This is a genomic window from Martinezella miluonensis (assembly GCF_900094545.1).
Taxonomy (GTDB): Bacteria; Pseudomonadota; Alphaproteobacteria; order Rhizobiales; family Rhizobiaceae; genus Rhizobium; species Rhizobium miluonense.
Map to the genome: position 1 here is coordinate 18,015 of NZ_FMAH01000038.1, position 20,471 is coordinate 38,485.

Here is a 20,471-nt window from a genome sequence, read left to right on the forward strand (position 1 = left end):
GACATGGCGCGTGATTTCAGTGCCAAAGCATCTGAAACGCCGACAAAGCCCGCGCCTGTTCCGGAACGGCGCTGGACCCATATCCACGCGCCCGACGCGCGCACCACGGCTGTGTCAGGCGGGCGGTGGCAGGGGCGCCGGCGCGAACTTAGGATCTTTCTTGCCAACCCCAATGCGCTCTTCGGCATAGCTGTTCTCGCCAGTATCATATTTGCGGCCCTGCTTGCGCCGATCTTCTATCCCGGCGATCCGTTGGAGATGGTGGCGCGACCCTTCCTTTGGCCGGGCCAAAATTCGGCCTATCCGTTGGGCACGGATTCTATGGGGCGTGATGTGCTGGCGGGCATTCTTCATGGTGCCCAGATCTCGCTGACCGTCGGCATTGCCGCGACCCTGCTCGGCCTGGGCGCCGGCGTGACGGTCGGCGCGCTTGCCGGCTATTTCGGCGGCGTGGTCGATGACCTCCTCGTCAAGCTCATCGAGATTTTCCAGACCATACCGAGCTTCGTGCTCCTTGTGGTGCTGGTCGCGATCGCGCAGCCGACCACATCGACCGTCACCATTGCGATCGCCATCGTCAGCTGGCCGACGGTTGCGCGCCTGACGCGCGCCGAGTTCCGTGCCATTCGCGAGAAGGATTATGTGCTCGCCGCCCGCAGCCTCGGCTTCGGCCATGCCCGCATCATCTTCCGGGAAATCCTGCCGAACGCTCTGCCACCCTTGATCGTGACATCGTCCGTCATGGTGGCTAGCGCGATCCTGATGGAATCGGCGCTGTCCTTCATGGGGCTCGGCGATCCCAATCGCGTCTCCTGGGGCTCCATGATCGGCGCCGGACGCGATGTCATCCGCACGGCCTGGTATCTCACCGCCTTGCCGGGCCTTGCCATCGTCTTCACGGTTCTGTCGCTCAATCTGATCGGCGACGGCCTGAACGACGCGCTTAATCCACGCTTCTCGGAGGAGCGCTGATGACGGGGCTTCTGAACGCCCGCGACTTTTCCGTCGGCTTTGGCAATGCGCAACCGGTCAAGGGTGTCAGCTTCAGCGCTGCAGCCGGCGAGATGCTGGCGATTGTCGGCGAATCCGGTTCCGGCAAGTCGCTGACTGCGCTTGGCTTGATGGGGCTACTGCCCCGGCATGCTAAAGTGGCCGGCGAGATTGTCTTTGACGGACGCGACCTCCTAAAACTGTCCGAACGCGAGCTGCGCCGCATTCGCGGACACGACATCGCCATGATTTTTCAGGAACCGATGACATCGCTCAACCCCGTACTGACGATTGGTGACCAGATCGTCGAAGTGCTGCGCATTCATGAAAGATTGAACAGAAAGCAGGCGTGCCAGCGCGCGATCGACCTGCTTGATCTTGTCAGCATTCCCGAGCCCGGCAAGCGTATTGACGACTATCCGCACCAGCTTTCGGGCGGCATGCGCCAGCGCGTCATGATCGCCATTGCGGTTGCCTGCAATCCCAGGCTCCTGATCGCCGACGAGGCGACGACGGCGCTCGATGTCACGACCCAGGCGCAGGTGCTGCAACTGCTCGATCGCCTGCGCAGCCAGCTCAATATGGCCGTGATCCTCATCACGCACGACCTCGGTATCGTTGCGCAATGGGCCGACAGAGTCGTCGTGATGTATGCGGGACGAAAGATCGAACAGGGCCTGCCGGATGCCTTGTTCGAGACGCCCTATCATCCCTATACGCAAGGGCTGCTTGCGGCTTCGCCGCGGCTGAAGGCGGATTATCACTATCGCGATGGGCCGCTGACGGAAATTCGTGGTTCGATCGTCTCGGCAGCCGGCGAGCAAGGGTGTTCGTTCCGGCCGCGCTGCCCGGTGGCGAGATCGGCGTGTGCACAGTCCGTGCCGCCACTTGTCGAGGTTTCGGCCAGTCGTGAAGTGGCCTGTCCCTATGTTCCAGCCATTGCGGAGAGAGCCTATGTCGCTTCTGTCGGTCGATAGGCTTTCCACGCATTATCCTGCGGCGGCCGGAACGGTGCGGGCCGTCGATGATGTATCGCTTGAGATTCTGGAAGGCGAGACGGTGGCGCTCGTTGGCGAATCCGGCTGTGGCAAGTCGACCCTTGGTAAATCCCTGATGCGTCTCATCGATCCCACCTCCGGCCGCGTGACCTTCAAGGGACGGGACGTCGTCGCGATGTCGGGCAAGGAATTGCAGTCGATCCGCCGACATATCCAGATGATCTTTCAGGATCCGTTTGCCTCGCTCAATCCGCGCCAGACGATCCGGACGATCCTGACGGCGCCGCTTGCCGTTCACGGCATCGGCGATCGCAAGAGCCGCGATGCCATTGCCGCCTCGATGGTCGCTCATGTCGGCCTGCCCTCGGATTCGCTCGATCGCTATCCGCACGAGTTCTCCGGTGGCCAACGCCAGCGCATCGGCATTGCCCGCGCTTTGATCCTGCAGCCGGAACTCGTCATCTGCGACGAGCCCGTTTCCGCGCTCGATCTGTCGATCCAGGCGCAGATCCTCAATCTTCTCGTCGAGATGAAGACGGAGCTTTCACTCTCCTATCTCTTCATCTCTCACGATCTTTCGGTCGTGCGCTATTTCGCCGATCGCGTGCTGGTCATGTATCTCGGCCGCATCGTCGAAAGCGCGCCGACGGCAAGGCTCTGGAGCGATGCCAAACATCCCTACACGCGCGCGCTGCTCGCCGCCGTGCCTGATCCGTCGCGGCGCAAGCAGGCGGCACCGATCACCGGCGATCTGCCGAGTCCACACAATCCGCCGTCCGGCTGCCGTTTTCACACGCGCTGCCCGATCGCAACAGAGATCTGCCGGACCGACGATCCGGCCTACCGGCAAATGGGCAGCGGCCATGCGGTCGCCTGCCATCAAGCAGAATGAAATGGAGAAATGACATGGTCGACCATCGCTATCTCGGGCGCAGTGCGCTGAAGGTATCGCCACTCACCCTTGGAACGATGATGTTCGGCGGCCCGACCCCCGACAACGTCGCTTTCCGCATCATCGACAAGGCCCGTGATCAGGGCATCAATTTCATCGACACCGCCGACGTCTATCATGACGGCAAGTCGGAAGAGGTCGTCGGCCGCGGCATCAACGCAAACCGCGATCATTGGGTGCTGGCGACGAAATTCGTCAACTCGCACACGAAAGGTCCCAATCTCGGTGGCCATTCGCGCAAATGGGTGATCGAGACCGTCGAAAATTCGCTGCGCCGCCTCAACACCGATTACATCGACATTCTTTATTTCCATCGCGCTGTTTTCGACGCGCCGCTGGAGGAGCCGGTGCGTGCGATTGCCGATCTCATTCGTGCGGGCAAGCTGCGCTATTTCGGCGTGTCGAATTTCCGCGGCTGGCGCATCGCCGAGATCTCGCATCTGGCCGATCAGCTCGGCATCGATCGCCCCGTCGCGAGCCAGCCGCTCTACAACATCGTCAACCGCACGGCCGAAGCCGAGCAGCTGCCGGCTGCCTATCATTACGGGCTAGGCGTCGTTTCCTACTCGCCGCTGGCGCGTGGCGTGCTGACGGGCAAGTATGAGCCGGGCAAGGAGCCCGCTGCCGATACCCGCGCCGGCCGCGGCGACAAGCGCATTCTTGAAACCGAATGGCGTCCGGAATCCATCGCCATTGCCAAGGAAATCGCCGCTCACGCCGCCGCCAAGAAGGTCCCGCCAACCGAATTCGCCATCGCCTGGGTGCTGAACAACAAGCTGATCACCTCGGCGATCACCGGCCCGCGCACGGAAGAGCATTGGGACAGCTATATCCGAGCCCTCGACGTCAAGCTCACTGCCGAGGACGAGGCTCTGATCGACCGTCTGGTCACGACGGGCCATCCATCGACCCCGGGTTTCAACGATCCGAGCCATCCGGTCGAAGGTCGCGTTCCCGTCAGTGCCGCCGGCGACAATGAAAACGTCGTGCCGCTTGCTCGCGCCGTCGCCTGATCACCAAGCCCAAGGCCTCGCTCGAGTGGGGCCCTTTCCTTCCGGCGCAAAGAGCCTTTCATGCCTATAACAGCTTCATCAGCCGTACCCTCCGCACCCGTCGAAACCAATAGGGCGACGTTGCTTGCAAGAATACCCGATCTTGCTGCGGAGATCGCAAAAGGCGCTGCGCGTCGAGACCTCGAACGCGAGCTACCTTATGAGGCTTTCACGTTGCTCAAGGAGACGGGTCTTGGCGCGTTGCGCATACCGACGGCGCTTGGCGGCCCGGGTGGATCGGTGCTGGATTATATCGAGATGGTGATGACGATCGCCGCCGCCGATTCCAACGTCGCCCATGCTCTCCGGAGCCATTTCAATTTTACGGAAGCGCTGCTGCTCAATCCGAACAGTTCGCTCGATCGCACGCAGCTTGCCCGTGTACTTGGTGGCAAGCTCTTCGGCGGCGCCCATACGGAGCAGGGCACGAAACGCCCTGGCGATGTCACGACGCGGCTGACGAAATCCGGCGAGAGCTACAGGCTCAACGGGCGCAAATGGTATGCGACCGGCACGGCATTTGCCGATTTCGCCTCCTTCAGCGCCAAGGATGATGAAGACCAGCTGGTCAGCGTGCTTTTGCCCATCGACCGTAAGGGGATCAGCATCCTCGATGACTGGGACGGCATGGGTCAGCGTCTGACGGCAAGCGGTGGCGTCCTGCTCGACGACGTGGAAGTGCTGCCGCACGAGATCTCGAGGCGTGGGTTAAACACGCTGATCGGCAGGCACACCTCCACGCTACGTCAGCTGCATCTTGCCGCCTCGATGGCGGGCGCGGTCCGCGGTGCGCTAACAGAAGGCACGGATTACGTGCGTAGGCAGGCGCGCTCGGCAGCCCACAGCACCGCCGAGACGGCCAATGCCGATCCTTTCGTCCAGAAGATATTAGGCGAGATCGCGGCAAACTCCTTTGCCGTCGATACGCTGATCCGCGAGAGTGCCCGCGCGCTCGATCGGACGGCTACGGCCTTTGCAGGCGATGATCCGCAGGTCTTGGAGACGGCTTTGGTCGAAAGCGCGCTGACGACGGCGCGCACCCAGATCGTCGCATCGCAGCTCGCGCTTACTGCCGCGACCAACGTCTTCGAGCTCGGCGGCGGGTCGGCGACATCGCGCCATCTCAATCTCGATCGCCATTGGCGCAACATCCGCACCGTGCTGAACCATAATCCTCTGCTGCACAAGGCGCGGGTCGTGGGCGATTACTACATCAACGGCACCATGACGCATCTGGAGGAAGGCAAGGTCTTCTGAGCCATGTACATAGACCCGCATTCCCATCAATCCGTCGTCATCATCGGCGGTGGCTTTGCTGGTGCGCTGACCGCGATAAAGCTGCTCGACCGGACGGAAGTGCCGCTGTCGATCACGATGCTGGAGCCTCGCGAGGAGCTCGGCCGTGGGGTCGCCTATAGCACGACCGAGGCCGTTCATCTGGTCAACGGGCCGGCCAGCACATTTTCCCTTCACCCGGAGAAGCCTGATCATCTCGTTCGCTGGCTCGCAGACAATGCCTCACGATACGGTTGGACACCGCCCGCCGATATTGTCGGCAGCTTCCCGCCGCGCCATCTCTATGGAACCTATGTCCGCGACGAACTGAACCGTGCGATCACGTCGGCTCGCGCCGGGTCGACGTTTCGTCACATCAGGGCTTCCGCAACCAACCTTGTCTCCGCTCCCCATAAAGTGCGGATCACGACGAGCGCGGGGGAGAGCATAGAGGCGGATGAAGTGATCCTGGCTCTTGGTGTCTTCCAGCCTCCTCTCAATCCGCGAGAAGCTTACGTTGCGGATCATCCCGCTTTCGCAGCCTCTCCTTGGGATGCTGCCGCCCTGGATCGTCTTCTCGATGCCCACGAAATCCTGCTCATCGGGTCGAGCCTGTCGATGGTCGATGCGGTCGCCAGCATGGAGGCACGCGGCTTTCGTGGCCGATATCAAGCGATATCCAGGCGTGGCCAATTGATCGAGGATCGGCGCAATGCCGAGCTGGAACGCGATTTTCTTGCCGAAGGGCCATTGCCGACGACGGCGCGATCATTATTGTCCCTCGTCAAGGCCGAACGCCGTGCACTGGCTGCCGCGTCCAGGGATTGGCAGGCGCTGCCGCAGGCGATCCGGCCCTACATCCTGTCTTTATGGCAAAGGGCTGATGATACGGAGAGGTTGCGATTTGCCCGCCATTTGCGTGCATTTTGGGACGTGACGGCTCATAGGGCCGCACCCGACAGCTATCGCGCCGTCACCGATGCGATTGCCGAAGGCCGCTTCCGGCATCAGCCCGCGAGATTGCTCGCACTTAAGCCGTCTGGAGCCATGATCGCGGCGACCTTGAAGGCACGCTCTGGTACTCACAGGCAGTCCTTCGGCGGCGTCATTGATTGCCGCGGTCATCAGCTGCACGACTGGCGGCACATTTCCGATCCTTTCGTCAGGAGCCTCGTCGAAAGCGGCGAAGTCCGCCCGCATAGCACTGGCTTCGGCATCGATGCCACGCCGGAGGGTGATGTCATTTCCGAGGAAGGGCGGGTTCATCGCAACATTAGCGCCATCGGCCATCCGCTTCGAGGGGTTGCCTGGGAATCGAGCTCGATCACGGAACAGCGTACGCAGGCGATCGCGCTGGCGGATCGCATCTTGAGCAAGCTCACGCCGCTTGCTCTTGCCGCTTCGTAAAACGACAAAAAGAAGGGGCGCCGCATCGCCCCCTCAAGAAGATTGCGTTGCCTGCTGCGTCAGCCTTCGCCTTCCTTGATATAGACATCGGCAAAATTCGACTGCACGCCTTCGGCGCCGATCGTATGGTTCCTGACACGCTTGTTGAAGACGGTGACGTTTTCGAGCGAGATCAGATTGATGACGGGCAGCTCGTCGGCCACGATCTTCTGGAAGTCATTGAATTCCTGCTTGCGCTTTGCCTCGTCGACCTCGACCGACGCCGCCTCCAGCAGGCGATCAACCTCCGGGTTCTGATAGTGGCTGGCATTGGAGAAGGGCAAGCCGAGCTTGAAGTTCTTCGACCAGTAGATGCGCTGCACGCCAAGCGTCGGATCGAACTGGTTGCCAAGATATTCCGCCGTCAGGTCGAAGGCGCGCTCGGTATAGACCTTCTGAATGTAGGTAGAGAAGTCGTAGGAATCGATCCTTGCATCGATACCGATTCGCGCAAGGTTCTGCTTCAGATATTCGGCAACGCGCTTGAAGCCTTCATTATAGGAATTGTGTGTCAGGCGAAGCGCAAACCGGATTCCGCTGCCGTTCCGCTTGTAACCGGCTTCGTCAAGCAATTGCTCCGCCGCTTTGAGATCGAATGCATAGGGCTTGATCGTGGCATCCAGATATTGCGGAAGGAAAGTGCTGATCGGCGTCGGCGAGACGTGGCCGTAACCATACCAGACCGTGTTGAGGATGACATTGAGGTCGATGGCGTGAGCGATCGCACGGCGGACGCGGACATCCTTCAAATACTCGTTGTCGAGGTTGAGGATGAGCTGCGTCTGGTCGCCCTTCGTCTCGTAGCCGCGCGAATCGATGCCGATATTCGGCAGCGCCTTGATGCGCTCGAGATCGGCGAGCGGAATGGGATTGTCGCCGCCGAGATCGAATTCGCCGGTTTCGAAACCGGCTGCGCGGGCAGCGCCGTCGGGCACGAAACGCACAACGATTTGGTCGAGATAGGGCTTGCCGGCGTCCCAGTAATCGGGATTGCGCTCGAGAATGATGTGCGAGCCGCGCACCCATTGCCGGAAGATGAAGGGCCCCGTGCCGATCGGCGCACTGCCGTTGGGATTGGTCGGGACGTCCGCGATCTTGACGCCCTCATAGACGTGTTTAGGCACGATCGGAGACTCGGCCGCATAGAGCGCCTTCAAGAGATAGGGTGCCGGCTTGGAGAGGCGGAACACCGCAGTGAGCGCATCAGGCGTATCGACCGCGATGACGTTGGCAAACGAGCCGCGTCCGCGTGGATGAACCTGTTTCAAAAGCTCGATCGAATAGGCCACGTCCGCCGAGGTGAACGGTTTGCCGTCATGCCATTTGACGTTGGGCCTAAGCTTGAACGTATAGGTCAGACCATCGGTGGAAATCGACCATTCGGTTGCGAGCTGTGGTTTCGGCGTGAGGCCGAAGTCGTAAGTGAGCAGGCCCTCGGTGATCTTCGGACTGATCTTCTGCGTTCCGCCAGCAGTATGGGCGAGCGCCAGGATTGTCGGCGGCTCGGGTTCGACGATGAAGTTAAGCGTGCCGCCGCGAGCCGGCGTCGCCTCCGTTGCATAGGCGCCTACGGACGGAAGGAGCGTCGCTGCGGTGGAGAGCAGAAGCAGTTGATTGAAACGGCGGCGATTGATAGTCATTCGGTTTCCTTGCCGGCTGAAATAGATCGGTCCCTATGCGGATAGGCGGCGGGGCTGCAAACTGGCTGCGGACCACACGCGACTGTCGCATCTTCAGGTCGCGGGCTGGCAAAACGGAAGAATGTTTTTCTCTTCCGCCGAGAAAGAAAAGCTTCGCGAAATCCCATTTCGCTGGAAGCCGTCGCCGATGGTTGTCTATTAAAAATATAGACTATTTCGCGATTTTAGTTTTTGCTTCCCTGATGCCTTCAAGGCATGGAAGAAAATGTCCGTCCGCTTGCCGGTAAACGCAAAGCGCGTTCTCGTCTTTGCTGGTCGTATTGTGCTGCAATCGCGCCATGAACACGATTGCGCATGCCCGGAAAAAAGCCATCCAGCCGACATTGGCGCGCTTGCCGCCACTGACCTCGCTGCGCGCCTTTGTCGCCACCGCCCGGCATTTGAGCTTTCTTGGCGCTGCGGAGGAATTGCATGTGACCTCGGCCGCCGTCGGTCAGCAGATTCGTCTCTTGGAGGACTATCTGGGACAGGCGCTTTTTCACAGGGTCCGTGGGCAGTTGCAATTGACTGCCGCCGGTCTCGCGCTTGTTCCCGGCCTGACGAATGCCTTCGACGCGGTGCTGGCGACGATGACGCAATTCGTTGCCAGCGATCACGATCTTCCTATCCGCGTATCCGTGGCGCCGTCCTTTGCCAGCAAATGGCTGATCCCGAGATTGGACGCTTTACGCCAGGCAGCGCCCGGCTTGCAGATCCTCCTCGATGCCTCCACGCAATTGACCGATCTGAATGCAGGCGACACCGATTGTGCCATTCGTTATGGAAGCGGCGGTTATCCCGGCCTGGTCGTCGAGCATCTGTTCTCCGAAGCCGTGGTGCCGATCTGCAGCCCGGAATTCGCCGAACGCCATTGGCTCTGGAATGGCCCGCAGGCGATCGAAGGCGTGCCGTTTTTGCATGAGGATGGGGCCGAGCACGACCATTCCTGCCCCGACTGGAACGCCTGGCTCCGCGCGGAGGGGCTGGTCCTACGTCTGCCGAATGGCGGCTTCCGTCTCAGCCAGTCCTCTCTCGTCATCGACGCCGCACTGGCGGGGCAGGGGCTTGGTCTCGGAAAGGTCCGTCTTGCCGAAGCCGAGCTGAAGGCGGGACGCCTTGTCAGCCCGTTCGGCAGCCCTCAGCCGGTAAGCTTTTCCTACTTCTTCGTAACGACGCCCGCCAAGGAGCGCCTAATGCGCGTCGAGCTGTTCCGCAACTGGCTTCAGGCCGAGGTCAAGGCCCTGCGGACGATCGGCGATATCCTGTTGCGGAACTCATTGCACAAATTCGATGTCGCCGCCGCCGAGTAATATCGATCACTTCAGCCTGAAGCCAAGACGGCGCGCGGCAACGCCGAGCAGATGTCGCCCCTTCAAGGCTTCGACCGTGCCGATCCTGTTCTTCACCTGCACTGTCCAGTCGATGCGCGGCATACGCTGCTCGGTCTGAAAGTCCTGCAGGACTGTATTGTAATGACGTAGATCATCCGACCGTCGGCGATGATCGTAGCGTTCATGGTGCAGCACCGTCGTCTGCGGCAGCCGCGGTTTGACGGCGGCCGGTGTTGCCGGATCGGGATAGCCAACCGTTAGCCCGAACACAGGAAACACGCCCTCCGGCAATTCCAGTTCGCGTGCGACGGTTTCGGGATCGTTGCGGATGGCGCCGATATAACAGGTGCCGAGGCCCTGCGATTCCAGGGACACGACGGCATTTTGTGCGGCGAGGGCAGCGTCGATGACACCGAGCAGGAAACTCTCGACATAGTCCAGTCCATCGGCGGCTGAACCCTGGTCGGCCGCGATGCGGCGTGGCCTCGAAAGATCCGCAAGCCAGATCAGCAGTAGCGGCGCCTGTGTGATCTGCCTCTGTGTTCCGGCAACGGCGTTCAGCTTTTCCTTGCGCGTATCGTCCCTGACGGCAACGACGCTCCAGGCCTGCAGATTGGATGAGCTTGGGGCCGACTGCGCCGCTGCGATCGCAAGGTGGAGTATATCGTCCGGGACCGCTTTTGGTAGATAGTCGCGAACCGTCCGATGGGAGAGGAGTGTCTCGATCGTCTCATTCCAGTCCGCGCCGATATGCTGACTATTGCGATAACGCTCGCCGACAAGAGAGGCGAGCCGATCATCGTCGGGAAGTTTCGCCGTCGTTGCTGATGTCATGCTGTTTCTCCTTCATTCGGCGGCAATTGCATAGGGATTGGCTGGCCGGGAAAGGCCTAGATGATCACGCAGAGTCCGGCCCGTATAGTCCCGCCGGAACAGGCTGCGGCGGCGCAGGATGGGCACCACCTCGTCCACGAAGACCTCCAGGCCATGCGGCAGCACATCGGGCATCAGGTTGAAGCCATCGGCAGCCCCTGCCACGAACCATGTTTCGATATCATCAGCAATCGCCTCGGGCGTGCCAACGATGGTGCGGTGTCCGGTCCCGCCGTTCAAAGCGCGGATAAGGCCACGCACCGTCAGCTGCTCGCGTTGTGCAAGAGCCAGCGTCGCCCGAAAGAAGGTGTGACCGCCATCTTTGGGCAATGGAATATCGTCGGGCAGGGGCTCATCGAGCTTTAGCCTGCCTGGATCGACCTGCAGGACGCCGGACAAGCGCGCAAGGCTGTATTCCAGCGGAATGAGTTCGCGCAGCTCCTCTTGCCGCCGCCTGGCCTCCGCCTTGGTGCTGCCGATGATCGTCGCAAGGCCTGCGAGCACCAGAAGGCTGTCCGGCGCGCGGCCGTAGCGAGCGGCTCTCGTTCGGAGGTCGCGCGCATAATCGAGCGATTCCTCCAGGGATTGCGATGCTGAGAATACCGCCTCGGCGTGCCGGGCTGCTAGCTCCCGCCCATCATCCGAGCCACCGGCCTGCACGATGACGGGATGTCCCTGCGGCGGACGCGGCACGTTGTGCGGACCGTGAACGGAGAAATGCTTACCACGATGGGCGATGGCATGGACCTTGCTGGTGTCGACGAACCGACCGCTTTCGACATCGCCGATGAAAGCATCCTCCTCCCAGCTGTCCCAAAGGGCCTTGACGACCGATGCAAATTCCTCCGCGCGTTCATAGCGGCTCTGATGCGCGACCGGCTTTTCCAGGCCGAAATTCCGGCTTTGGGAGAGATCGGCGCTGGTGACGATGTTCCAGCCGACGCGACCGCCGCTCGCATGGTCGAGCGTCGCGAAGCGACGGGCGATATTATAGGGCTCGTTATAGGTGGTGGAGGCTGTCGCGATCAGGCCGATATGCTCGGTATGGGCCGCAACCGAGGCCAGCACGATGGTCGGCTCCAGAGACGTCAGCGGGCGGAAATCGACGCGATCGGAAATGGCTGCCTGATCGGCAAGGAAGATCGCGTCGAAGGCGCCGCGCTCGGCGATGCGGGCGACATTGATATAGTGATTGATATCGAAGGATGCGCGCGGATCGCTTCCCTGCATGCGCCAGGCAGCCGGCGAAAAACCGGAATGCAGGATGTTGATATTGAGATGAAGCTCGCGTTTCCTGCTCACTGGAATATCCCCGGTTCCGGAAATTCGCCATCCAGAAACCATGTTCCGACATTGCGGGTCTTGTATTCAGCGGGATTGTGCAGCGTGTGGATGCGCACATTGCGCCAGAAGCGGTCGAACCCCAGCGGCCTGACGGCGGACCGTGCACCCATGACCTCGAAAATCTCGCTCGTCACCTCAAGGGCGACCCTGCCGGCAAGCACATTGGCGGAGGCGACCGCGATCGCCGCTTCACCGCGCTCCTCTGCCGTCAAATCGTGCCCTTTCGCATAGACGGCATCGACTGCCGAGAGCGCCCGGTCGGCAAGCGCCGTTGCCGCCTGTACCTTGATCCATAACTCGCCATACTGTCTCTTGATCCACGGATCGTCGGAATGCCGTTCGACGCCGGAATAGATCCACGGGCGCGATTTCGTGACCGTATAATCCCGGGCTGCGGCCAGCGCTCCCTGTGCGGAGCCGACAAAGACATTGAGCAATACGCTTTGCTGCTGCAACGGTGCCAATAGAGCGATCGGATCCTTCGGGCGCTCTGGCAATATTTCGTCGTCGCTGATCTCGACATCCTCGTAGAGGACACGGCCGCTCCCGGTCTGCCGCTGGCCGATCCCATCCCAATCGTCGGTGATGGTGATGCCTTTGCGGTCAGCCGGTATATAGGCAAAGCTCCGCTTGTTGGTTTCCTCGTCTTCCCAGGCGACCATCAGATAGTCGGCGACATGCGAGCCGGAGGCGAACGGCCTGAAGCCGTTGAGAATGACCTTCCCGGCCCCCTGCCGTCCGAAGAGGCTTTTGGAAAAGCTGTTTGTCGTATTGCCCCAGAACCAGCGTCCTGAGGCCGAGCGGCGCAGGATATCTTGCGATCGCTTATCGTGGAGCGTGGTAACGGCATTTTGCAGCGGGCTGAAATGATAGCCATAGAGGTGGCCGAGCGAGCCATCCACCTTGGCGAATTCGCGCACGATGCGCATGGCGGTGGAATAGGGTTCGCCGGTACCGCCGAATTCCTTCGGGATGACCAGATTGACGAGGCCGCTCTCCTTCAGGAGCCTGATCTGCTCAGCGGGCCTGCCACCGGATTGATCCCTCTCGATGGCATCGAGGGCAAATATATCCCGAAGCTCGACGGCTTTGGCGAGATGGGGATTCGATTGATCCGCCTCGAAAAGGGAGGGTGGTGGATGGGGCGGCTCGAAGCCATCGGGTTTTATCGTCATGACGGCCTCGTCCCTAATGTAGGCGCGGAAAGCCGTGCCGTGCGGCAAGCAGCTCGAGGATGCGATCGGTCGAATTGATGAAGCGCGTTCCGTTCCAATCGCCGGCGTCATCAGGCGGGTTCTCCGCGAGAATGAGGAGCGGCAGCGACTGGTTCTCCTCACCGGCAACATCGATCACCTTTTGCCGCGGCCGCAGGAACGCAACTCTTTCGACATCGATCGCCGAGGCAAGATCCGGGAATGAGGCGAGCAGTCCCTCGATCGCGTTGCAATAGGGGCAGACGAAGCTGACGCCTGGATGTTTCGGATCGGCAAAACCGGGTGAAATGAGGAACAGTTTGTCACGCGTCATTTGGTCTTCTCCTATTCTGCTGCGACCGCATTGCCTGCGGAAAAACGATTGGCCGGACGCTTGAGCCCGAGATTTTCGCGAAGCGTCGTGCCTTCATATTCGCTGCGGAACAGGCCGCGACGACGCAGCTCCGGCACGACAAGCGTGATGAAATCGGCAAGGCCACCAGGCATGATCGGCGCCATGATGTTGAAGCCGTCGGCGCCGTAGTTTTCGAAGCGTTCTTCCATGACATCGGCGATCTGTGTGGGCGTCCCAACAACCTGCCAATGGCCGCGTGCGCCGGCGATGCGCAGATAGAGTTGGCGGATAGTCAGGTTTTCGCGGCGCGCGAGATCGAGCACCAGCTCCTGGCGGCTCTTGCCGGCATTGGTGACCGGCGGCTCGGACGGCACGGGACCGTCAAGCGGATAGGAACTTAAGTCGACGCCGGTCAATTGCGAGAGCAGGTTAAGACCGACTTCCGGCTGGATGAGCTTCTGCAGGGCCTGGAATTTGTCTTGGGCTTCCGCCTCGCTTCGCCCGACGACCGGAAAGATTCCCGGCAGAATCTTCAAGTCGTCGGGCGAACGGCCATATTTGCCAAGCCGGCCCTTGACGTCGGCATAGAAGGCTTTTGCCTCGTCAAGCGTGATCTGTGCGGCGAAGATCGCCTCGGCAGTGCGCGCAGCCAATTCCTTGCCAGGCTCGGAGGCTCCGGCCTGCACGACAACTGGGCGCCCCTGCGGCGAGCGCGGAATGTTCAGCGGCCCGCGCACCTTGAAGTGACGCCCCTTATGGTCGAGTCGATGCAGTTTTTCGGGATCGAAATAGCGACCGCTCTCGCGATCGCGGATGAACGCATCGTCCTCCCAGCTGTCCCAGAGGCCGAGCACGACATCGGCGAATTCTTCCGCACGGTCGTAGCGGTCGGCATGCAGGACCTGCGCGTCATGGCCGAAGTTGAAGGCGGCGTCCGGATCGGAAGAGGTCACCAGGTTCCAGCCGGCGCGGCCGCCGCTTAGGCGGTCGAGCGAGCCGAACTGGCGCGCGAGGTTGAAGGGATCGGAAAAGCTTGTCGAGGCGGTGGCGATCAGGCCGATATTGCGGGTGACGCTGGCAAGGGCCGAGAGTAGCGTGATCGGTTCGAACGGATAGATGCCGCTATGCGCCTTCCGGCTTGCCGCATCCAGGTCCTTCAGACGAGCGGCAACACCGTCGGCGAAGAAGATAGTGTCGAACTTGGCGGCTTCGGCGAGTTTGGCGAGCTCGAGATAGTTCTCGAACTCGGTACCCACGGATGCTTCCGGATGCCGCCAGGCGGCGACATGGTGGCCGGTGAAAAGCAGGAAGGCGCCGAGCTTGATCTGATCCTTGCGTCTAGCCATGGAATGTCCTTTCAGCGATACATCGCCGGAACGGGGAATTCACCCGTCAACAGCCATGTGCCGAGCGTGCGTTTCTTGTATTCGGCGGGATTATGCAGCGTATGGGTTCGCACGTTGCGCCAGAAGCGATCGAAACCGTTTGCCGTCGTTGCCGATCGCGCGCCCATGACCTCGAAGATTTCGCTGGAAACGGAAAGCCCCACCTCACCCGCATAGAGGTTTGCCGTGGCGATATCGATGGCAACCGCGCCACGATCTTCATGCGTTAGGCCGGGTCCTTGGTTGAAGGCTCTATCGAGGCTCAGTGCCGCCTTGTCGGCAAGCTCAGTAGCCGCCAGTGTGCGGATATAGAGATCGCCATATTGCCGCTTGATCCAGGGATCGTCGGTATGCTTGTCGACGCCGGAATAGATCCATGGTCGCGAGGAAGTCTTCGTATAAGCCCGGCCTTCCTCCAACGCACCCTGTGCGCTGCCGACGAAAACGTTGAGCAGCACGCTTTGCTGCAACAAGGAGGTCAGGGAGGTGTAGGGGGTGAGTGGAACTGCCGGGGAACTGATAAGCTCGTCGTCGGCGATTTCGAGATCGTGAAAGCTGACTGTGCCGCTGCCGGTCTGGCGCTGTCCTATGCCGTCCCAATCATCCTCTATGACGATACCCTGGCGATCGGCTGGGACGGCCGCGGTCAGGCGCTCGCCTTCGGCATTCTCGAAAGAGATTTGAATATAGTCTGATATGTGCGAGCCGGAGGAAAACGGGCGCTTGCCGTTGACCAGCCAGCCGCGGTCGATCCGCCTTCCAGACGAGGTTTTCGACATAGCGTTGCCCGAATTGCCCCAGACGAAATTGCCGGCGGCAGATGCCCTGAGCAGGCGCTCCCGCTGCACGTCGGAGCCCCGAAAAAGCACGAGGTTCAAGGGGAGGTGGTGGTAGCCGAAAAGATGTGCGAGCGAGCCGTCGGTACGCGCGAATTCGCGCACGATCCGCAAGATGGAGAGCCAGGAAGCACCGCGACCGCCATATCGGGTCGGGATCTGCGCCGAAGGCAATCCACTCTCCTTCAGGAGGCGGATCTGTTCGGTCGGCCTGCCACCCAATTTGTCGCGCTCGACTGCGTCCCGGTCGAATGCCCGCCGGAGCTCGACGGCTTTTGCGACAAGGGGATCGGATGTGTCTGATGGGAAAGACATGTCTGCTCCACGACCATGGACTTGAACGGCGCATCGCCGCTTTGAGGCATGAAGGGTTCGGTGATTGCAGACCCAAGTCCAGCAATATCTATTTGATCCGGTGGGAAGAAATTCTTTCCCTCGCTTATCGGAAAAACTTAGGCGACCGCAATTTCCAGCCGTTACGAGCAGTTGCCGCGAAACGATCTCCGCCGGTTTGGCATGTCGCGTGACGAACAAATCCGAAGTGGCGGCGGTAAATAGAATATAATTTCTATAGATTACTGTCTTTAATGATTAGCCTTGTTCCGGCAGCGATGGCGGAGAAGACAATGGCGGGTATACGACGGCAATTGAAGCTTGGGGCTTTTCTCTACCCGACCGGCCATCATATTGCCGCCTGGCGGCATCCTCTGACGCAGGCCGATGCAGGCTCCAATTTTGCCCATTATGTCGGACTTGCACAAATCGCCGAGGCGGCGAAATTCGATCTCATCTTCCTGGCGGACGGCGCCGGTACGCGTGGCGACGATACGGAGGCGCTACATCGCACGGCCCAGCGCTATGTCGCGCAATTCGAGCCGATCACGTTGCTCTCGGCGCTGGCGGCGGTGACGAAGAATATCGGCTTCGTGGCGACCGCCTCGACCTCCTTCAACGAGCCCTATCACATTGCCCGCAAATTCGCCTCCCTCGACCATATCAGCGGCGGCCGCGCCGGTTGGAACCTTGTCACGTCCTCCAGCGATCATGAAGCGCATAATTTCGGCAGGGACGAACATTATGCCCATGCCGAACGCTACGAACGAGCCGAAGAATTTGCCGATGTCGTTCTCGGCCTTTGGGACACTTGGGAGGAGGACGCTTTTCCCCGCAACAAGCAAAGCGGCATCTATTATGATCCGCAAAAGCAGCACATCCTCAATCACAAGGGAAAACACTTCAAGGTTCGTGGTCCGCTGAACGTGGCGCGCGCTCCGCAGGGCCACCCGGTTCTGGTCCAGGCGGGTTCGTCCGAGCCGGGGCGGGAGCTCGCCGCTCGAACGGCCGAGGTCGTTTTCACCGCGCATCAGACGATTGAGGATGCCCGCGCATTCTATGCCGATCTCAAAGGCCGTCTTGCCAAATACGGGCGTGATCATGATGACCTCAAGATCATGCCCGGCATTTTCCCAGTCGTCGGCCGGACGCGGGAGGAGGCGCAGCGGAAATTTGCCGAACTTCAGGATCTCGTTCATCCGGTGGTCGGCCTTTCCATGCTGAATGGCATGTCTGGTGGCGTCGACCTGTCGCAATATCCGCTGGACGGACCTATTCCGGATCTACCGGAAACCAATGGCAGTAAAAGCCGTCAGAAACTGCTGCTCGATCTTGCCAGGCGCGAAAACCTGACGATCCGGGAACTTTATCTCCGCATCGCCGGTGCGCGTGGTCATTGGCAGATCGTGGGAACGCCGATCGACATCGCCGATCAGATGGAAGAATGGTTCAGGAGGGAGGCTGCCGATGGCTTCAACGTCATGCCGCCACAGCTGCCGACCGGCCTTTACGATTTCGTCGAACATGTGCTGCCGGAGCTGCGGCGTCGCGGCCTCTTCCGTAACGATTACGAAGGTTCGACACTGCGCGAAAACCTCGGATTGAAAGTGCCCCTTCATCCAGCGCGGCACGCGGTTGCTGCGGAGTAGCAAAGCCATGGGTAATTCCCTGCATGTTCAGATCAGCCATGTCACCCGCCAATTTAAGGTGAACGGCGAGACTTTGACCGCTCTCGATGATGTCAGTCTTGATATTGCCGAGGGCGAGTTTGTGACCATCGTCGGAGCGAGCGGTTGCGGAAAGTCGACGCTTTTGCGCCTCGGTGCCGGCCTTGATCTTCCGACATCGGGATTCGTTGGTCACGCAGGGCGACCTGTCAGGGAGCCAAGCCTCGAGCGAGGCATCGTCTTTCAGGAGCCAAGGCTTTTCCCCTGGCTGACGGTCGCTCGCAATATCGCGCTTGGTCTGGAAAATTCCAGCCTACCTAAGGCGGATAAAAAGAAGCTGGTCGAATTGCATCTCGAACTCGTCGGTCTTTCGGGCTTCGCTGATGCCTATCCGCACCAGCTTTCGGGAGGGATGGCTCAACGTGCCGGTATTGCGCGCGGCCTGGTCAATCGCCCCAACGTACTCTTTCTCGATGAACCCTTCGGCGCGCTCGACGCCATCACCAAGGCAAGGCTGCAGGACGAGTTGCAGACGATATGGGCGAAGGAACGCATCACCATGGTTCTGGTGACGCATGACGTCGAGGAAGCCGTCTATCTCGGCGATCGCGTCGTCGTCATGTCACCTCGCCCAGGTCGCATCCGTGACATCGTTCCAGTGGATTTGGCGCGTCCACGCGATCGCACCTCTCCCAGGCTGGTCGAAATCCGCAATCGGGTTCTTGAGAGCCTCAACGCCACGACGTCAACGCCTCGCCCGCCATCGAGCATCACAAGTCCGGCGGTTGAAAACCGGCCTGCGTTCGTCGCAGCAGAATAATCACGGAGCAACAGATGAAACTGTCCATTATTTCGCGTTTGGTCGCCGGGGCGGCAGTCGCCTTGACCCTGCTTTCGGCCGCCGCCCAGGCGCAGGATTCCCTCGTCATTTATGTTGGCTACGCCGCGATCGGCGTCGACAACAAACCCTATGCTGAGGGAACCTCGGCTGCGACGGCGCGCGCCGGCGAATTTCTGGAAAAGGAATTCGCCAACGATCCGAACGTCAAGATCGAATGGACTTTCTTCAAGGGTGCGGGGCCGGCGGTTAACGAGGGTTTCGCCAACGACCAGCTCGACTTTGCCTATCAGGGCGATCTTCCAGCGCTGATCGGGCGGGCAACCGGCCTGAAGACGAAGTTCCTGCTGGCAAGCGGCGCGCGCAAGCCGCTTTATCTGGCGGCCGCCAAGGGCTCCGGCATCAAGACGATCGAGGATCTGAAGGGACGCAAGATTGCCCTGCAGCGCGGAACCAACGGGCATCTTGCCGCCATCAAGGTGCTGCAAGCGCATGGGCTGACGGAACGGGACATTCAGGTCATCAATCTCGATACGGCCGGAACGGTTGCCGCCCTGAGCAGCAAAGATATCGACGCAGCCTTCGGCGACACGCAGCTCATCAATCTGGCAGCCAAAGATAGCGCCGATATCATTTATACGACCAAAGGCGACGATCCACGCTTCGGCCGCAATGCCGGGATCATCGGCCGCGAGGCTTTCATCGAGGCTCATCCGGAGATCACGCAGCGTGTTGTCGATGCCTTTGTCAAGGCAGCGCAATGGTCGTCGGAGGAACAGAATCGTGCGGCACTCTTTGAACTCTGGCACAAGTCCGGCACGCCTGTTCCGATCCTGGAGGAGTTTTTCCGCAACGATACCCTGGCCTATCGCAACTCGCCGCTGATCGATGACCTGCTCACGTCCCAGTACAGGGAGCAGGCGGTCAAGAGCAAGGAATATGGCCTGATCCGCCGCGACGTCGATCTCAATGGCTGGTTTGAGCCGAAATATCTCAACAATGCGCTGGAAAAGCTCGGGTTCACGAAGTTCTGGCAGCCCTATGGTGCTGATGGAAAGCCGGTTGCCTCCTGATCGTAGACGCGATCAAGACTAGGAGATTGGCGTGAGCGCTGTTGTCGAGACTACCGGTCGGGCCGGCTTGCCGCTATCGTTAGCAAGGCTCCAGCGCCTTGTCCTTTTCCTGACCGGCCTGATCTCTCCGCTCGGTTTGCTCGGTCTCTGGTGGGTTGCTTCCATCAGAGGCTGGTTGCCGGAGCAGATTCTGCCACCGCCAGCCTATGTCTACCAAACCGGCCGCGACATGATCCTAAGCGGCGAGCTTCTCTATCACACCGGCGTCAGTCTCGGCCGTGTGGTCATCGGCTTTACCATCGGCGCCGGGCTTGGCCTGTTGCTCGGCATAGCCATGGGGCTTTCCGAAAGGGTCGAGGACTATGTGAAGCCGCTCTTCCTCGCCTTCGCACAGATCCCGACGCTCGGATGGATTCCGCTTTTGATGCTGCTTGTCGGCATCGAGGAAACCTTGAAGATCATCATCATTGCCAAGGGCGCCATCGTGCCGATGACAATGAACACGCTCGCCGGGATCCGCGGCGTTTCGCCGAAATATCTCGAGGTCGGTCGGGCATTGCGTTTCAGCCGCTGGCAGACCCTGCGATTGATCGTGCTGCCAGCAGCCGTTCCCTCCATATTCACCGGCATTCGCTATGGTCTCACCCATTCATGGACATCGCTTGTCGGCGTGGAGCTGCTGGCCTCTTCTGAGGGGCTTGGCTATCTGCTGGTATGGGGGCGGCAAATGTTCTGGCTCGATACCGTCATTGTTGCAATGATTGCCGTCGGTCTGGTCGGCTTCGTCATGGACAAGGGGCTGGACCGCACCGAGCTCCTCATTCAGCGCTGGAAGCGGCAGGAGCTTTGAC

Annotated in this window: 18 protein-coding genes; 11 read left to right on the plus strand and 7 right to left on the minus strand. The window is 60.5% G+C overall.

The window, feature by feature from the left end; genetic code table 11:
* Positions 1–3 precede the first annotated feature (3 nt).
* The 6 genes from GA0061102_RS24735 to GA0061102_RS24760 are packed head-to-tail and all read left to right on the plus strand — an operon-like array spanning position 4 to position 6,674.
* Positions 4–972, plus strand: a complete 969-nt coding sequence (locus GA0061102_RS24735) for an ABC transporter permease (RefSeq protein WP_092854188.1) — start codon at positions 4–6, stop codon at positions 970–972.
* Positions 972–1,967 carry an ABC transporter ATP-binding protein gene (locus GA0061102_RS24740; RefSeq protein WP_092854120.1) on the plus strand — a complete coding sequence of 332 codons (996 nt, stop codon included), beginning with the start codon at positions 972–974 and terminating at the stop codon, positions 1,965–1,967. The genes GA0061102_RS24735 and GA0061102_RS24740 overlap by 1 nt, the downstream gene beginning before the upstream one ends.
* On the plus strand, positions 1,945–2,880 hold the full coding sequence (locus GA0061102_RS24745; protein WP_092854122.1) for an ABC transporter ATP-binding protein: 936 nt from the start codon (positions 1,945–1,947) through the stop codon (positions 2,878–2,880). The genes GA0061102_RS24740 and GA0061102_RS24745 overlap by 23 nt, the downstream gene beginning before the upstream one ends.
* Before the next feature lie 14 nt (positions 2,881–2,894).
* Positions 2,895–3,953, plus strand: coding sequence for an aldo/keto reductase (locus GA0061102_RS24750; RefSeq protein WP_092854124.1), 1,059 nt, complete (start codon positions 2,895–2,897; stop codon positions 3,951–3,953).
* A 60-nt stretch (positions 3,954–4,013) separates the two neighbouring features.
* The gene (locus tag GA0061102_RS24755) at positions 4,014–5,249 is read left to right on the plus strand and encodes an acyl-CoA dehydrogenase family protein (protein WP_092854126.1); all 1,236 of its coding nucleotides are present in this window, start codon (positions 4,014–4,016) and stop codon (positions 5,247–5,249) included.
* A gap of 3 nt (positions 5,250–5,252) precedes the next feature.
* Positions 5,253–6,674, plus strand: a complete 1,422-nt coding sequence (locus GA0061102_RS24760; protein ID WP_092854128.1) for an FAD/NAD(P)-binding protein — start codon at positions 5,253–5,255, stop codon at positions 6,672–6,674.
* A gap of 59 nt (positions 6,675–6,733) precedes the next feature.
* Here GA0061102_RS24760 and GA0061102_RS24765 read toward each other — a convergent pair whose 3' ends face one another.
* Positions 6,734–8,353: an ABC transporter substrate-binding protein gene (locus GA0061102_RS24765; RefSeq protein ID WP_092854130.1), complete on the minus strand. Its 1,620-nt coding sequence runs from the start codon at positions 8,351–8,353 to the stop codon at positions 6,734–6,736.
* 338 nt (positions 8,354–8,691) lie between these two features.
* Between GA0061102_RS24765 and GA0061102_RS24770 the strand changes: the two genes are divergently transcribed.
* Complete coding sequence (locus GA0061102_RS24770; RefSeq protein ID WP_092854132.1) at positions 8,692–9,702, plus strand: LysR substrate-binding domain-containing protein; 1,011 nt, start codon at positions 8,692–8,694, stop codon at positions 9,700–9,702.
* Between the two features lie 6 nt (positions 9,703–9,708).
* On the opposite strand, the gene GA0061102_RS24775 is transcribed toward GA0061102_RS24770, so the two are convergent.
* Genes GA0061102_RS24775 through GA0061102_RS24800 form a run of 6 tightly spaced genes read right to left on the minus strand, consistent with a single transcriptional unit; the run spans position 9,709 to position 16,024 of the window.
* Complete coding sequence (locus tag GA0061102_RS24775) at positions 9,709–10,557, minus strand: NADPH-dependent oxidoreductase (protein WP_092854134.1); 849 nt, start codon at positions 10,555–10,557, stop codon at positions 9,709–9,711.
* Between the two features lie 12 nt (positions 10,558–10,569).
* Positions 10,570–11,898: an LLM class flavin-dependent oxidoreductase gene (locus GA0061102_RS24780; RefSeq protein ID WP_245298125.1), complete on the minus strand. Its 1,329-nt coding sequence runs from the start codon at positions 11,896–11,898 to the stop codon at positions 10,570–10,572.
* A complete protein-coding gene (locus tag GA0061102_RS24785) occupies positions 11,895–13,115 on the minus strand; it encodes an acyl-CoA dehydrogenase family protein (protein ID WP_092854138.1) in 1,221 nt (406 codons plus the stop codon). The genes GA0061102_RS24780 and GA0061102_RS24785 overlap by 4 nt, the downstream gene beginning before the upstream one ends.
* Positions 13,116–13,128: 13 nt before the next feature.
* The gene (locus GA0061102_RS24790; RefSeq protein ID WP_092854140.1) at positions 13,129–13,467 is read right to left on the minus strand and encodes a DUF3088 domain-containing protein; all 339 of its coding nucleotides are present in this window, start codon (positions 13,465–13,467) and stop codon (positions 13,129–13,131) included.
* Positions 13,468–13,478: 11 nt separating this feature from the next.
* Positions 13,479–14,834, minus strand: coding sequence for an LLM class flavin-dependent oxidoreductase (locus tag GA0061102_RS24795; protein WP_092854142.1), 1,356 nt, complete (start codon positions 14,832–14,834; stop codon positions 13,479–13,481).
* A gap of 11 nt (positions 14,835–14,845) precedes the next feature.
* Positions 14,846–16,024 carry an acyl-CoA dehydrogenase family protein gene (locus GA0061102_RS24800; protein ID WP_092854144.1) on the minus strand — a complete coding sequence of 393 codons (1,179 nt, stop codon included), beginning with the start codon at positions 16,022–16,024 and terminating at the stop codon, positions 14,846–14,848.
* Positions 16,025–16,335: 311 nt separating this feature from the next.
* Between GA0061102_RS24800 and GA0061102_RS24805 the strand changes: the two genes are divergently transcribed.
* The 4 genes from GA0061102_RS24805 to GA0061102_RS24820 are packed head-to-tail and all read left to right on the plus strand — an operon-like array spanning position 16,336 to position 20,470.
* Positions 16,336–17,691 carry an LLM class flavin-dependent oxidoreductase gene (locus tag GA0061102_RS24805; RefSeq protein WP_092854146.1) on the plus strand — a complete coding sequence of 452 codons (1,356 nt, stop codon included), beginning with the start codon at positions 16,336–16,338 and terminating at the stop codon, positions 17,689–17,691.
* 7 nt (positions 17,692–17,698) lie between these two features.
* On the plus strand, positions 17,699–18,529 hold the full coding sequence (locus GA0061102_RS24810) for an ABC transporter ATP-binding protein (RefSeq protein WP_092854148.1): 831 nt from the start codon (positions 17,699–17,701) through the stop codon (positions 18,527–18,529).
* 14 nt (positions 18,530–18,543) lie between these two features.
* Positions 18,544–19,620: an ABC transporter substrate-binding protein gene (locus GA0061102_RS24815; RefSeq protein WP_092854150.1), complete on the plus strand. Its 1,077-nt coding sequence runs from the start codon at positions 18,544–18,546 to the stop codon at positions 19,618–19,620.
* 31 nt (positions 19,621–19,651) lie between these two features.
* Positions 19,652–20,470, plus strand: a complete 819-nt coding sequence (locus GA0061102_RS24820) for an ABC transporter permease (protein WP_092854152.1) — start codon at positions 19,652–19,654, stop codon at positions 20,468–20,470.
* Position 20,471 lies beyond the last annotated feature (1 nt).

Coding starts and splice junctions, on each gene's coding strand:
- GA0061102_RS24735 (WP_092854188.1), top strand. CDS start 4: ATGGCGCGTGATTTCAGTGCCAAAGCATCTGAAACGCCGACAAAGCCC.
- GA0061102_RS24740 (WP_092854120.1), top strand. CDS start 972: ATGACGGGGCTTCTGAACGCCCGCGACTTTTCCGTCGGCTTTGGCAAT.
- GA0061102_RS24745 (WP_092854122.1), top strand. CDS start 1,945: ATGTCGCTTCTGTCGGTCGATAGGCTTTCCACGCATTATCCTGCGGCG.
- GA0061102_RS24750 (WP_092854124.1), top strand. CDS start 2,895: ATGGTCGACCATCGCTATCTCGGGCGCAGTGCGCTGAAGGTATCGCCA.
- GA0061102_RS24755 (WP_092854126.1), top strand. CDS start 4,014: ATGCCTATAACAGCTTCATCAGCCGTACCCTCCGCACCCGTCGAAACC.
- GA0061102_RS24760 (WP_092854128.1), top strand. CDS start 5,253: ATGTACATAGACCCGCATTCCCATCAATCCGTCGTCATCATCGGCGGT.
- GA0061102_RS24765 (WP_092854130.1), bottom strand. CDS start 8,353: ATGACTATCAATCGCCGCCGTTTCAATCAACTGCTTCTGCTCTCCACC.
- GA0061102_RS24770 (WP_092854132.1), top strand. CDS start 8,692: ATGAACACGATTGCGCATGCCCGGAAAAAAGCCATCCAGCCGACATTG.
- GA0061102_RS24775 (WP_092854134.1), bottom strand. CDS start 10,557: ATGACATCAGCAACGACGGCGAAACTTCCCGACGATGATCGGCTCGCC.
- GA0061102_RS24785 (WP_092854138.1), bottom strand. CDS start 13,115: ATGACGATAAAACCCGATGGCTTCGAGCCGCCCCATCCACCACCCTCC.
- GA0061102_RS24790 (WP_092854140.1), bottom strand. CDS start 13,467: ATGACGCGTGACAAACTGTTCCTCATTTCACCCGGTTTTGCCGATCCG.
- GA0061102_RS24795 (WP_092854142.1), bottom strand. CDS start 14,834: ATGGCTAGACGCAAGGATCAGATCAAGCTCGGCGCCTTCCTGCTTTTC.
- GA0061102_RS24800 (WP_092854144.1), bottom strand. CDS start 16,024: ATGTCTTTCCCATCAGACACATCCGATCCCCTTGTCGCAAAAGCCGTC.
- GA0061102_RS24805 (WP_092854146.1), top strand. CDS start 16,336: ATGGCGGGTATACGACGGCAATTGAAGCTTGGGGCTTTTCTCTACCCG.
- GA0061102_RS24810 (WP_092854148.1), top strand. CDS start 17,699: ATGGGTAATTCCCTGCATGTTCAGATCAGCCATGTCACCCGCCAATTT.
- GA0061102_RS24815 (WP_092854150.1), top strand. CDS start 18,544: ATGAAACTGTCCATTATTTCGCGTTTGGTCGCCGGGGCGGCAGTCGCC.